The 13,206-nt window shown below is 69.5% G+C and carries 10 protein-coding genes; 5 read left to right on the plus strand and 5 right to left on the minus strand.

All coding sequences use genetic code 11. The features are described from left to right. Window positions 1-50 precede the first annotated feature (50 nt). Both FVE25_RS49210 and FVE25_RS49215 read left to right on the plus strand, forming a co-directional pair. A complete protein-coding gene (locus FVE25_RS49210) occupies window positions 51-1,856 on the plus strand; it encodes an acyl-CoA dehydrogenase (protein WP_157254318.1) in 1,806 nt (601 codons plus the stop codon). 174 nt (window positions 1,857-2,030) lie between these two features. Then, on the plus strand, window positions 2,031-2,255 hold the full coding sequence (locus FVE25_RS49215; RefSeq protein ID WP_157254319.1) for a hypothetical protein: 225 nt from the start codon (window positions 2,031-2,033) through the stop codon (window positions 2,253-2,255). Here the strand turns inward: FVE25_RS49215 and FVE25_RS49220 are convergent. From FVE25_RS49220 to pdhA, 5 genes are all read right to left on the minus strand, one after another. After that, complete coding sequence (locus FVE25_RS49220) at window positions 2,252-2,545, minus strand: Dabb family protein (protein WP_157254320.1); 294 nt, start codon at window positions 2,543-2,545, stop codon at window positions 2,252-2,254. The two genes, FVE25_RS49215 and FVE25_RS49220, sit on opposite strands and share 4 nt — an antisense overlap. A gap of 9 nt (window positions 2,546-2,554) precedes the next feature. Continuing rightward, the gene (locus tag FVE25_RS49225) at window positions 2,555-6,130 is read right to left on the minus strand and encodes a glycosyl hydrolase 2 galactose-binding domain-containing protein (RefSeq protein WP_157254321.1); all 3,576 of its coding nucleotides are present in this window, start codon (window positions 6,128-6,130) and stop codon (window positions 2,555-2,557) included. A gap of 114 nt (window positions 6,131-6,244) precedes the next feature. After that, window positions 6,245-7,747, minus strand: coding sequence for a dihydrolipoamide acetyltransferase family protein (locus FVE25_RS49230; protein WP_157254322.1), 1,503 nt, complete (start codon window positions 7,745-7,747; stop codon window positions 6,245-6,247). A 14-nt stretch (window positions 7,748-7,761) separates the two neighbouring features. After that, a complete protein-coding gene (locus FVE25_RS49235; RefSeq protein ID WP_157254323.1) occupies window positions 7,762-8,742 on the minus strand; it encodes an alpha-ketoacid dehydrogenase subunit beta in 981 nt (326 codons plus the stop codon). Then, window positions 8,739-9,827, minus strand: coding sequence for a pyruvate dehydrogenase (acetyl-transferring) E1 component subunit alpha (gene pdhA / locus FVE25_RS49240; protein ID WP_157254324.1), 1,089 nt, complete (start codon window positions 9,825-9,827; stop codon window positions 8,739-8,741). Before pdhA ends, FVE25_RS49235 begins: the two co-directional genes overlap by 4 nt. Window positions 9,828-10,175: 348 nt before the next feature. On the opposite strand from pdhA, the gene FVE25_RS57260 reads away from it, so the two are divergent. From FVE25_RS57260 to purS, 3 genes are read left to right on the plus strand one after another with little or no spacing between them, the layout of a single operon-like run. Continuing rightward, window positions 10,176-11,537 carry a hypothetical protein gene (locus FVE25_RS57260; protein ID WP_425489533.1) on the plus strand — a complete coding sequence of 454 codons (1,362 nt, stop codon included), beginning with the start codon at window positions 10,176-10,178 and terminating at the stop codon, window positions 11,535-11,537. After that, window positions 11,473-12,831, plus strand: coding sequence for a hypothetical protein (locus tag FVE25_RS49245; protein WP_425489535.1), 1,359 nt, complete (start codon window positions 11,473-11,475; stop codon window positions 12,829-12,831). The genes FVE25_RS57260 and FVE25_RS49245 overlap by 65 nt, the downstream gene beginning before the upstream one ends. Beyond that, window positions 12,749-12,994 (plus strand): phosphoribosylformylglycinamidine synthase subunit PurS, encoded by a 246-nt coding sequence (gene purS, locus FVE25_RS49250; RefSeq protein ID WP_157254326.1) that lies wholly within the window; start codon window positions 12,749-12,751, stop codon window positions 12,992-12,994. Before FVE25_RS49245 ends, purS begins: the two co-directional genes overlap by 83 nt. Window positions 12,995-13,206 lie beyond the last annotated feature (212 nt).

Raw genomic sequence — 13,206 nt, forward strand, 5'->3', positions numbered from 1 at the left:
AAGGTTACTGGCCAGTAGACTAACGCCGCGGTTCAAGGAGATCAGCAGCCATGGGCCACTACAAGAGCAACGTGCGCGACCTGGAGTTCAACCTCTTCGAGGTATTCGGCCGCCGCGACATCCTCGGCACCGGGCCCTATGCGGAGGTGGACGAGGACGTCGCCCGAAGCATCCTCGACGAGGTCAACCGCCTGTCCACGACCGTCCTTGCCGACTCGTTCGAGGAGGGCGACCGCACTCCCCCGGTCTTCGACGCGGCCACGAGCACCGTGACCGTCTCCGAAGGTGTGAAGAAGTCCTACAAGGCATTGGTGGACGGCGGCTGGGCACACCTCGACCTGCCCGCCGACCTGGGCGGCCCCGGCATTCCGCGCACCCTCGCGTGGGCCACGGCCGAGATGGTCCTGGGCGCCAACCCGGCGCTGTACATGTACGCCGCAGGCCCCAATTTCGCCTACACCCTGTGGAAGGTCGGCACCCCCGCCCAGAAACGCTTCGCCGAACTGGCCATCGAGCGCAACTGGGGCGCCACCATGGTGCTCACCGAGCCCGACGCCGGCTCCGACGTCGGCGCCGGCCGCGCCAAGGCGGTCCAGCAGCCCGACGGCACCTGGCACCTCACCGGTGTCAAGCGCTTCATCACCAGCGCCGAGCACGACATGTCCGAGAACATCTTCCACCTGGTCCTGGCCCGCCCCGAAGGCCACGGCGCCGGCACCAAGGGCCTGTCGATGTTCCTCGTCCCCAAGTACCACGTGGACCTCGAGACCGGTGAGCTCGGCGAGCGCAACGGCGCCTACGTCACCAACGTCGAGAAGAAGATGGGCCTCAAGGTCTCCACGACCTGCGAGCTGACCTTCGGTGACAAGCACCCGGCCGTCGGCACCCTGGTCGGCGACGTGCACGAGGGCATCAAGCAGATGTTCATGATCATCGAGCACGCCCGCATGATGGTCGGCACGAAGGCCATCGCCACCCTGTCCACCGGCTACCTGAACGCGCTGGAGTACGCCAAGTCCCGCGTCCAAGGCGCCGACCTGGCCCAGATGATGAACAAGAGCGCCCCCCGGGTCGCCATCACCCGCCACCCCGACGTGCGCCGCGAGCTCATGCTGCAGAAGGCGTACGCCGAGGGCATGCGCGCCCTGGTCCTCTACACCGCCACCTTCCAGGACGCCATCCAGATCGACCCCGGCGACCAGCAGGCCCACGCCATGAACGACCTGCTGCTCCCGATCGTCAAGGGCGTCGGCTCCGAGCGCTCCTACGAACTGCTCTCGCGCTCCCTGCAGACCCTCGGCGGCTCCGGCTACCTGCAGGACTACCCCATCGAGCAGTACATCAGGGACGCCAAGATCGACTCCCTCTACGAGGGCACCACCGCGATCCAGGGCCTGGACCTGTTCTTCCGCAAGATCCTGCGCAACCAGGGCGCCGCCATCGGCACGCTCATGGGCGGCATCAACGCCTTCGCCGCCTCCGACGCCGGCAACGGCCGCCTGAAGGAGGAGCGCAAGCTCCTGGCCGAGGCCGCCGCCGACGTCCAGGCCATGGGCGACACGATGGCCGGCTGGGCGCTGGGCTCGCTGGAGAACCCGGACGAGGTCTACAAGGTCGGCCTCAACTCCACCCGGTTCCTGCTGGCCCTCGGCGACCTGATCATCGGCTGGCTGCTGCTGCGCCAGGCCGAGATCGCCCTGGCCAAGCTGGCCGACGGCGAGGACCCCTTCTACCAGGGCAAGGTCGCCGCCGCCTCCTTCTTCGCGGGCACCGTCCTGCCGCGCCTGGCCGCCGAGCGCCGCGTGCTCGACGCCACCGGGCTCGAGCTGATGGAGCTCCCCGAAGAAGCCTTCTAGCCGGTACGGCGCCGCCGTACCCCGAAGTCACCTGCACCCGCGGCAGGTCCACGCGAGGCCGTCCGCCACCACGGCGGGCGGCCTCGCGGCCAGCCGCTCACGCGCCTCGCGTGACGATCACCGATACTCGGGTATGACCGTGTGCGTACGTGCTCTTTCCCTCCGGAGGTCGCCATGGGTGTCGGGGTCAGCATCTTCTTCCTCACGCTTGGCGCGATCCTGAGATTCGCCATCGATCCCGATGTGTTCGGCAAGGCCGTCCGCATGGATGTCATCGGCCTGATCTTCATGATCGTCGGAGGTGTGGGCGTGGTGCTGAGCATCGTGCTGGCGCCCAAGCGCGGGCGCACCTCCGAAAACCACCTGATGCACCGGGAGAACAACCCGCCCGAGGTCTAGAGCGTGACCTGTACGGCGGCGCGGCCCGCCAGGATCGGCTTGATGCGCTCGGCGAGCACGGCCTGGTGCGCCGGGTGGTCGCGGTAGACCTCGTAGTCGGCGACCGAGTCGAACTCGGCGACGACCGCGAAGTCGGACGTGCCCGGCGCCAGGCCCAGGTCGGTGCCGAGGTTGAAGCGGCGCAGCTGCGGGATCACCGCGGGCAGCGCCGCCAGCCCCTCGGCCACCGCGGCCTTCTGCTCGTCGGTGGCCTCTTCCGACCAGGTCATCAGCGCGATGTGACGGATCATGCGGTCAGCCTAGGGGCCGATGGACAGCCGATCCACGTTGGGCCCTCCGTTCGCGGTGGTGGCGGTGGCGCGGATCTTGTTGACGCCGGCCTGGAGCGGGAGCGGGATGGTCTGCGTCTGCCAGGCCGGCCAGCCGCCGGTGCCGGTGAAGTCGCGGGTGACGGCGGCGCCGCCGTTCACCGTGAAGGACATCGGGCGGTTGGCCGTGGTGCCGTTGGCGTAGCGGATGATCACGTCGGCGGTCCCGGCGGTGGCGGCGGTCACCGTCCACTCCACGTAGGAGCCGGTGACGTTGTCGTAGTTGACGAAGCCGGTCCCGGTGAATCCGGCGTGGTTGGACTCGACCACCCCTTGGGAGATCGTGGCGTCCTCCGCCTGGTAGTCGAAGCTGGGCGCGCGCGGGGTCACGACGAGCCGGTCGAGGTTCGGGCCGCCGTTGGCCGTGGCCGAGACGGCCCGGATCGTGTTGACGCCCTCCCGCAGCGTGACCGGGACCGCCTGGGTCTGCCACGTGCTCCACGCGCCGGTGCCCGGGAAGTCGCGGTTCTGCGCCGGGCCGCCGTTGACCGTGAACGACATCGGGCGGTTGACCGTGGTGCCGTTGGCGTAGCGGATCTCCAGATCGGCCGGGCCCGCGGCGGCGGCGGTCACCGTCCACTCCACGTAGGAGCCGGTGACGTTGTCCAGGTTGACGAAACCCCTGCCGGTGAACCCGGCGTGGTTGGACTCGACCGCCCCCTGGGAGATGGTCGCGTCCTCGGCCTGGTATTCAGCCGGGCCGGTGTCCTCGCCGGTGGTCGCCTGAACCTCGTTCGACGGGTCGGAGACGAGGCCCGCGGCGTCACGGGCGCGCACGGTGAAGGTGTAGGCGGTCTCCGGCCGCAGGCCGGTGACGGTGGCCGTGGTACCGGTGACCGACGGGCCGCCCTGCACGTCGTAGCCGACCACGCCCACGTTGTCGGTGGCCGGGTCCCAGGCCAGTGAAACCGACGAGGACGTCGTGCCGGTGACCCTGAGGTGCGGCGGCGGAGTCGGCCGCTCGAGGTCGGGCGGGCCGGTCGGCACGGTGACCGTGGCGGTGTTCCACCCGGTCACGCGGACGCTGTGGCCGGTGCCCGAGGCGGTGAGCGTCCTCGACTCCCCCGGCCACAGGCTGATGGCGTTGTCCGACCAGGTCGTCGGCAGGACCGGGGTACCGGAGGCGTCGACCATCTTGGCCTCCAGATAGAGGGCCGGGGCGGTGCCGGTGTTGGTGATCGTCACCGCGTTCGCGGTCGCGGCGGCGGTCACCGTGCTCCTGGGCATCGAGGTGAGGCCGGTCAGGTTGGCGTAGCTGGAGGTCGGCGTGTAGTACCAGGTGGTGGCGCCCCAGTTGAGCACGTCGTCGGAGGTGGACAGCCAGTAGACGTTGCGGTCGATCTCCTGTCCGCCCTGCGACAGCGTCAGCCGTACCAGATAGGTCGGGCTGAGGCCGGACAGCGCCGGGATGGTGACCGCGCTCGCCTTGCCGCCGTCGGCGGGGACGCTCACGGTGGCCGTGTTGGAGTACTTCGCGGTGCCGTCGAGGTTGAAGACGTCGGTCTTGACCGTCAGGTTCGCGGCGGGGTTCACGGTGGAGTTCACCACGACCACGGAGTCGTTGTCGTAGGAGTACTGCACGTGCAGCGGCTTGTTGGCGGCGCGGGCGCCCCAGTAGGAGCCGCCCTGGTCGAGGTAGTAGTCGAACAGCTGCCAGTGCAGGGAGGACCAGCCGCTGTTGAGCATCCAGTAGATGACGCCGGTCGAGGGGTTGGCGGCGTCGGTGAAGTTCCTGCCGTACGCCTCGAACTGGGCGCGGACCGCCTCGTACTGGGCGAGCTGCACCTTCTTCACGTAGTCCTCGCGGCCGGACGGCACGCCGTACCTGGCTCTGAGGGCGTTGTGGTAGATGGACAGGTTGTTGAAGGTGCCGGACGGCGAGCGGTGATACTGCGTGGCGCCCGGGTTCTGCCAGAGCGAGTCGATCTGGGCCGGGGTCATCATGCGCTTGAGCGAGTCGAGCGTGGGCACGTCGGGGCCGGCGCTGGTCTCGGAGTTGAAGCCGAACGCGCCGCCTTCGCGCTTGTCGTACCAGTAGTTCGGCGGCACCCAGTCGTACGGCCCCGGCATCTTCATGCCCGAGTTGCCCAGTTGCGGGCTGGACTTGTCGCTGGCCACCGGGACGATCGGTAGTTGCCACTCGGCGCTCTGGAGGGCTTCCAGGTAGCCGGTCTCCTTCTGCGCGGGCGGCGGGTTGTCCGAGCCGATGAGGAAGGAGATCACGCTCGGGTGGTTCCTCAGGCGTACGGCTTCCGCCGTCATCGACGCCTTGGCGATCGGGTAGTCGCCGCTGGACCAGGAGCCCTCCCACTTGTTGCAGCACTCCCAGCCGGGCAGGGTCAGGACGCCGTGCTTGTCGGCCAGGTCGTAGAGCTCGTCGCTCTCCAGGTGGCCTTCGACGCGGATGGTGTTGAGGCCGAGGTCCTTGACGTAGCGGAGTTTGTCCTCGACGTAGCCGACCTTGGGGCGCAGGAAGATGTCGGGCGACCAGCCGCCGCCCTTGATGAGGAGGTTCCGGCCGTTGATCTTGTAGTAGCGGCGGCCGGAGGCGTTCTTGGCCGACTCGACCTTGCGGATGCCGAAGCGCTCGCTGATCGTGTCGCCGGCGGCGCCGCCGACGGAGGCCGTCAGGTCGAGGTCGTACAGCGGCTGGCCGCCCATCGTGTGCGGCCACCAGACCCGCGGGCCGGTGATCGTCTGGTTGAACGTGATCCGCTTGGTCTCGCCGGCGGCCAGGGAGACGTCCTGGCTGAAGGCGAGGGCGCCGATCGTGCCCCGCACGGTCGTGGTGAGCGGGCTGCCGGTGTGGTTGCGGACGTCGGCCTTGATGGTCAGGTCGGCGCGGTCCAGGGCGGGCACGGCCAGGTTGGTGATCACGTGCGGGTTGTTCAGCGAGACCGCGGCGGTGCGCTTGATCAGCACGTCGCGGAAGATGCCCATGTTGTCGTCGCGCGGCAGCTGCACCCAGTCGATCCAGCCGATGGTCAGGTGGCTGTTCGGATTGTTGGGGCTGATCCGGAAGGCGATGGAGTTCACGCCGGGCCGTACCTGCGGGGTGATGTCGCGTTCGTGCCGGGTGTAGGCGCCGGCGGCGCCGGTGACCACCTGGGTGCCGTTGACCCAGACGTCCGCGGCCGAGATGACGCCGCTGAAGTCGAGCAGCGTGCGCATGCCGCTTTCCGCGCCGAGGGTGAAGTCGGCGCGGTACCACCAGGGCACGTCGAAGTCGGCCGTCGGGATGGACTGCATGTTCGTGGAGAAGAACGGGTCCGGGTAGACGTTGTTCTCCAGGAGCCCGGCCAGGACGGTGGAGCGCGGGCCGGCCGGGTACCAGCCGGTGGCGGCGTAGCCGGGGGTGGAGATGGCGGCGCCCGAGTCGCTCACCCGGGCCGAGGACTGGATCTTGTAGCCGGGGAGGGCGGTGACGGAGGGGGCCTCGGCGTGGGCGGGCACCGAGAGTCCGACAACAGCCATGAGCAGGGATAACGCGACAAGCAACCGGGTCATGGGCACCCCGCAGGGAGAATGAGTTTGTTAATAAACCTTCTTAACAACCAATCGCACAGAACACAACAGAAGCCGCCACCGGCAACCGGTGGCGGCTTCTCCCGCTCTAGCGGATCAGCTCCAGACGAGCATCCGCAGCGGGTCCTGCAACATCGCGCCCACGTCACGCAGGAACAGCGAGCCCAGCTCGCCGTCGATGACCCGGTGGTCGAACGACAACGCCAGCGTCGTCACCTTCCGCACCGCCAGCTCGCCGTCGACCACCCACGGCATGTCCTTCACCTGGCCGAACGCCAGGATCGCGGACTCGCCCGGGTTGATGATCGGCGTGCCGGCGTCCACGCCGAACACGCCCACGTTCGTGATCGTGAACGTGCCGCCGGACATCTCCGCCGGCTGCGTCCTGCCCGCCCGCGCCGTCTCCGTCAGCTTGCCCAGCTCCCCCGCCAGCTCCGGCAGCGAGAGCGTGTGCGCGGCCTTGACGTTCGGCACCACCAGCCCGCGCGGGGTGGCGGCGGCGATGCCCAGGTTCACGTAGTGCTTGACCACGATCTCCTGCGCCCGCTCGTCCCACGAGGAGTTGATCATCGGATACCGCTTGGCCGCCACCAGCACCGCCTTGGCCACCAGCAGCAGCGGCGAGACCTTGACCTCGGCGAAGTCAGGCAGCTCCCGCAGCCGCCTGACGGCGTCCATGGTCTCGGTGACGTCCAGTTGCAGGAACTCGGTGACGTGCGGGGCGGTGAACGCGCTGGCCACCATGGCCTGGGCGGTCATCTTGCGCACGCCCTTGACCGGGATGCGCTCCTCCCCCTCCTGCGGTACGGCGGGCCGTTGGGGCACGGCGGCACCCTCGGCGGCTGCGTGCACGTCGTCCCTGGTGATGGAGCCTTCCGGGCCACTGCCGCTGAGGACCGCCAGGTCCACGCCCAGGTCCTTGGCCAGCTTCCTGACCGGCGGCTTGGCCAGGACGGCCACCCGGCCGGGCTCGGCGGACGCAGGCGCGGGGGGTGCCTGCGTGGCGGGAGCTTGGGGGGCCGGGGCCGGGGCGGGGGCTGGTGCGGTGCGGGCCGGTGCCTGTGCGGGCGCTGCTGGTGCGGGCGCTGCTTGTGCGGCCGGTCCGGCTGGGGCTCCGGCTTTGCGGGGGCGGCGCTTGGCGGCACCGGTCTTGACGCCGTAGCCGACCAGCACCGCCTGGCGCTCCTCCTTGGGCGCCGGGCTGCCCTGAACCCCCGGCTCCACGGCGCCTTCCGCCGGCGGGCGGGGCACCATGTCGTCGGCCAGCGCCTGGGAGCGCTGGTCGTCTGCCTGGGCGGAGTCGGCGGGCCTGGCCTGCCCGGTGTCCCCCGCCTTTGCGGCGTCCCCGGGCCCTCCGGCGGCCTCCGTGTCGACGGCGATGATCGGCAGGCCCACGTCGATCGTCTGCCCCTCGTCGGCCAGCAGGTCGGCGACCACGCCGTCCCACGGGATGGGCAGCTCGACGATGGACTTGGCCGTCTCGATCTCGACCACGATCTGGTTGACCTTGACCGCGTCGCCCGCCTTCACGTGCCAGCGGACGATCTCCGCCTCGGTCAGTCCCTCGCCCACGTCGGGGAGCTTGAACTCGCGTCGCATGCGGGGTCCCCCTCTCAGTAGGCGTAGGTGCGGTCGACGGCGTCGAGCACCCTGTCCAGGTCGGGGAGGTAGTGCTCCTCGAGCTTGGACGGCGGGTAGGGGGTGGAGAACCCGCCGACCCGGAGTACCGGCGCCTCCAGGTGGTAGAAGCACTGCTCGGTGATCCGCGCGGCCAGCTCGGCGCCGAAACCGCTGTAGACGGGCGCCTCGTGGACGATGACGACCCGGCCGGTCTTGCGGACCGACTCCATGAGGCGCGGGGTGTCGAGCGGGTTCAGCGAGCGCAGGTCGACGACCTCCAGGGAGCGGCCCTCCTCGGCGGCGGCGTTGGCCGCCTCCAGGCAGGTCTTGACCATGGGGCCGTAGGCGACGAGCGTGACGTCTTCGCCGTGCCGTACCACGCTGGCCTGGTCGAAGGGGGTCCACCAGTCGGTGCTCGCGGTGTCGACCTCGGCCTTCTCCCAGTAGCGGCGCTTGGGCTCGAAGAAGATGACCGGGTCGTCGCTGCGGATGGCCTGCTGGATCATCGAGTAGGCGTCCAGCGGGTTGGAGCAGGCGACGACGCGCAGCCCGGCGGTGTGGGTGAAGTACGACTCCGGCGACTCGCTGTGGTGCTCGACGGCCCCTATGCCGCCGCCGCACGGGATGCGCACGACCACGGGCAGCTTGATCGCCCCGAGCGAACGCATCGGCATCTTGGCGAGCTGGGTGATGATCTGGTCGGCGGCCGGGAAGACGAAGCCGTCGAACTGGATCTCGCACACCGGGCGGAAGCCGCGCAGCGCGAGGCCGATCGCGGTGCCGATGATGCCGGACTCGGCGAGCGGGGTGTCGATGACCCGGTCGTCGCCGAAGTCCTTCTGCAGGCCGTCGGTGACGCGGAAGACGCCGCCGAGCTTGCCGACGTCCTCGCCCATGATGAGGACCTTGGGGTCGTCCTCCATCGCCTTGCGCATTCCCTCGTTGAGCGCCTTGGACAGGCTGAGCACCGTCACTTCTCAAACCCTTCCAAGTAGGCGGCGAACTGGGCCCGCTCCTCGTCGATCAACGCGTGCGGCTCGCGGTAGACGTGGTCGAAGATGTCGAGCGGCTCCGGGTCGGGCATGGCCAGGCAGCGGCGGCGCAGGTCGGCGCCGAGCTGGTCGGCCTCGGCCTCGACGCCGTCGATGAACTCCTGGTCGGCCAGCTCCTGTTTGAACAGGTACGCCTTGACCCGCTCGATCGGGTCCTTGAGCTTCCAGGCTTCCAGCTCCGAGGCGACCCGGTAGCGGGTGGGGTCGTCGGTGGTGGTGTGGGCGCCCATGCGGTAGGTGAACGCCTCGACCAGCGTGGGGCCCTGCCCGCTGCGCGCGTCGGCCAGCGCCTTGCGGGTGACGGCGAGGCAGGCGAAGACGTCGTTGCCGTCCACGCGGATGCCGGGGAAGCCGAACCCGGAGGCGCGCCGGTACAGCGGGATGCGGCTCTGCTTCTCGATGGGCTCGGAGATGGCCCACTGGTTGTTCTGGCAGAAGAAGACGATCGGGGCGTTGAAGACGCTGGCCCAGACGAACGACTCGTTGACGTCGCCCTGGGAGGAGGCGCCGTCGCCGAAGTACACGATCGTGGCGCCCTCGCCGCTGTCGCGCTGCAGGCCCATGGCGTAGCCGACGGCGTGCAGCGTCTGGCTGCCGATCACGATGGTGTACAGGTGGAAGTTGTGCTCGGCGGGGTCCCAGCCGCCGTGGTTGACGCCGCGGAAGAGCCCGAGGAGCTTGACCGGGTCGACGTCGCGGCACCAGGCCACGCCGTGCTCGCGGTAGGTGGGGAAGGCCATGTCGGCGTCGGTCAGCGCCCGCCCGGAGCCGATCTGCGCGGCTTCCTGGCCGAGGAGCGAGGCCCAGATGCCCAGCTCGCCCTGCCGCTGCAGGGCCACGGCCTCGAGGTCGACGCGGCGCACGAGCACGAGGTCGCGGTAGAGGGACCTGACCTCGTCCGGCGTCAGGTCGATGTCGTAGTCGGGGTGCTCGACCCGCTCGCCCTCCGGGGTGAGCAACTGGACGAGCTCTGGGGGTGCTTCGTCACGAGAGGCGTCGACGGTCACGAGTCCTCCTTCGCCGGGCTCGCGACCAAGGTGCTGTGCCTATTTATGACCTCGACAAGCTCGCTCATGGCCGCTCCTGTGCAGTCGGGGCCGGGGTGGGTGGGGTTGCCACCGGCGGCCGGCCTTCTTGGCGGTCAAATCACTTGGTGGTGGTTCGTCCGCATATGGGGACATGGTGGCAGACATCACAGCGTTCCGCGCAAGCCCCATGTCGTCCAGGTTCCCCGCGTAACGGACGTGAACCCTTTCGACAAGAGGCGGCAAGAAGGGGTAAACGCTATCCAAAGGAGCGCTTCGATTAAGCACCGGGTTCTCTTGTGCGCGCTGGCTCCGGCCGTGGTGATACGCGTGCTGACCATGACCGGCTATCCGCCGGCTCTGCTCTTCTTCGCCGACTCCTTCACCTACCTCCGCGAGCCTGCCCCTGGAGCGTTCCGGCCTGCGGGTTACTCCTTCTTCCTGCACCTGCTGCGCCCAGCGCACAGCCTGGCGCTCGTGACTCTGGTGCAACACCTGATCGGGCTCGCCCTGGCAATTTCGGTCTACGCATTACTCCGCCGCCGCGGGCTGCCTGGCTGGGGCGCCACGCTCCTGGTCACGCCGTTGCTCTTCGACGAGTTCCTCATCCTCATGGAGCACATGGTCATGGCCGACGCCCTGTTCGCCGCGCTGGTGACCGGCGGGATCATCCTGATGCTCACCGGCAGGTACGGCACGGCCGGGGCGTTGCTCGGCCTGGCCACGATCACCAGGACGATCGGGCTGCCGGTGCTCGTCCTGGCCATGGCCTACCCGGCGCTGCGCCGCATCGGCTGGCGGCCGGTGCTGCGCGTGGCCGCCGCCGGGCTGGCGCCGCTGGCGGCGTACTCGGCATGGGCGTTCGCGGTGACCGGTTCACCGGCGCCGACCAGGGCGGACGGCATGTTCCTTTGGGCGCGCACGATGAGCTTCGCCGACTGCGCGGTGATCCGGCCGGCCGACACCCGGCTCTGCCCCGACCGGCCCGTGGGGCAGCGGGCGGCGCCGCCGTTCTGGCTCTGGGGCGGCCCGCTCAACCGGATCCCGCTCAAGGAGCGCAACGCGGTGGCCGGGCGCTTCGCCCGCGAGGCGATCATGGCCCAGCCCGGCGCCTATCTGGGCGCCGTGGGCCGGGACCTCACCGAGCTGCTGCGCTGGGAGCGCACCTCGGCGCGGGTGGTGCCGGGGCGGCACAACCCGTACAAGTTCCCGGCCGGGCCGCGGCCCGTCCGTGACCGGGCGCCCGAACTCTACGAGGGCGGGCCCGCGGCCACCCGGGTCGTCGAGCCGGTCGCCGGGTGGCTGCGCGCCTACCAGCGGTTCGGGTACCTGCCGTATCCGCTGCTCGTCCTTCTCCTGGCGGGCTCGCTGGCCGCGGCCGTGGTCAGGCGGCGGCCCGAGGCGCTCCTGCCGGGGCTGGCGGCGGTGATGCTGGTGACGGGCCCGGTGTTCGTGGCCGGGTACGACATCCGGTATGTGCTGGTGGCCCTCCCTTTGACCTGTCTGGCGGCCGGTTTGGTGATTTTTCCTACTAACCTGGGCAGCGGTCCCCCGAGGAAGCGAAGTCCCGTTGTCAGCACATCGCGCACTGATCATCGCCCTGATCCCCGCGATCGGGCTGCGCCTGCTGGCCGTCCTGGGCTATCCGCCGTCGATTCTGTTCTTCGGCGACTCCTTCGCCTTCCTCCGTGAGGAGCTGGCCCCCGGCACCACCCGGCCATCGGGCTACTCGCTGCTGCTCGCCCTGCTGCGCCCCGCGCACAGCCTGACCCTGGTCACGGTCCTGCAGCACCTGCTCGGCCTGGCGCTCGCGGTCGGCGTCTACCTGTTGCTGCGCCGCCGCGGCCTGCCGGGCTGGGGTGCGACCCTGCTGGTCACGCCGATCCTGTTCGACGAGTTCATGGTCCTGCTGGAACACATGATCATGGCCGATCTCGTCTTCATCGTGCTGGTCAGCGCCGCGATCACGCTGATCGTCTGGCGGGTCACCCCCGCGACCGCCGCCGTCGGCGGCCTCCTGCTCGGCCTGGCGGGCATCACGCGCACGGTCGGCCTTCCCCTGCTGCTGCTCACCGCCGCATATCTGCTGGTCAGGAGGTATACGGAGTTGAGGAGCTTGCGACGATACGGCTGGCGGCCGCTGCTGGCCCTCGTCGTGGCGGGAGCCGTACCACTCGGGGCCTATGCGACGTGGACCCGGGTCGAGAAGGGCAAGTTCGGCCTGACCGAGGCCGACGGCACCTTCCTGTGGTCCAGGACCATGAGCTTCGCCGACTGCTCGGTGATCAAACCGCCCGAGCGGCTGGCCGTCCTGTGCCCGAACATGCCGGTCGAGCAGCGACCCTACCCGCCCTACTGGTTGTGGGAGAGCTTCTCGCCCCTGCTCAAAGTGCCCGGCACGGCCAACCGCAACCAGCTCGCCGGGGAGTTCGGCAGGAAGGCCATCCTGGCCCAGCCCGGCGCGTACCTGGGCGCGGTGGCCACCGATCTCACGCAGTTGCTGCGCTGGGAGCGCACCGCCCCCGACGAGAAGACGCCGTACAAGTTCCCGGCCGCCGAACGGCCGCTCAACGGCTCGGTGAAACAGATCGCCGAGTCCTACGAGAACGGCCCCGCCGCCACCCGGGTCGTCGAGCCGGTGGCCGGATGGCTGCGCGCCTACCAGCGCTTCGGCTACCTGCCCTTCCCCATCCTCATGCTGGGCCTGCTCGGCACGCTGGCCGCCGCGCTGGTCCGGCGGCGCTGGGACGCGCTGCTGCCCGGGCTTGCGGCGCTCGCGCTGATCGTCTCCCCGCCGTTCCTGGCCGCCTATGACGTGCGTTACGTCATCCCGGCGTTCCCGCTGGTCTGCCTGGCACTAGGCTTGACCCTCGGCACCCGACCATCACCCCAGGAGGACCCAAGTGACGCGCGTCATCGTCGACGTCATGCTCAAGCCGGAGATTCTCGACCCGCAGGGGCAGGCGATCGCCCGAGCCCTGCCTAGGCTGGGCTTCTCGGGGGTCTCCGCAGTGCGGCAGGGCAAGCGCTTCGAGCTCGAGCTGGACGGCCCCGCCGACGAGGCGGCACTTGCGGACGTCCGAAAGATGGCCGAGACTCTCCTCGCCAACACCGTGATCGAGGACTACGTCGTCCGCGTCGAGGGATAGAAGCGACGTTTGGCACCAGAATTGCCCCCGACGGCGTAAAGCCGGGTTTTGCCGTGCCACAATCCCACGGGCTTACCAATACTAAATAACAACAACGTGATTTTGCGGTTAGCCCTGTTTTCTCGGGGAAACCTACTCCAGGTGACGTTCTGGCGCCGGGAGGGGTCCGGTGGATATTGAGTTCTCGTTGGCACTGCCTCGGGATGCGATCG

The organism is Nonomuraea typhae (assembly GCF_009760925.1).
In the GTDB taxonomy this organism is placed as follows: Bacteria; Actinomycetota; Actinomycetes; order Streptosporangiales; family Streptosporangiaceae; genus Nonomuraea; species Nonomuraea typhae.

What these genes read in the sequence shown, in the direction of transcription:
- FVE25_RS49210 (WP_157254318.1), top strand. Translation starts at nt 51, where the DNA reads ATGGGCCACTACAAGAGCAACGTGCGCGACCTGGAGTTCAACCTCTTC.
- FVE25_RS49215 (WP_157254319.1), top strand. Translation starts at nt 2,031, where the DNA reads ATGGGTGTCGGGGTCAGCATCTTCTTCCTCACGCTTGGCGCGATCCTG.
- FVE25_RS49220 (WP_157254320.1), bottom strand. Translation starts at nt 2,545, where the DNA reads ATGATCCGTCACATCGCGCTGATGACCTGGTCGGAAGAGGCCACCGAC.
- FVE25_RS49225 (WP_157254321.1), bottom strand. Translation starts at nt 6,130, where the DNA reads ATGACCCGGTTGCTTGTCGCGTTATCCCTGCTCATGGCTGTTGTCGGA.
- FVE25_RS49230 (WP_157254322.1), bottom strand. Translation starts at nt 7,747, where the DNA reads ATGCGACGCGAGTTCAAGCTCCCCGACGTGGGCGAGGGACTGACCGAG.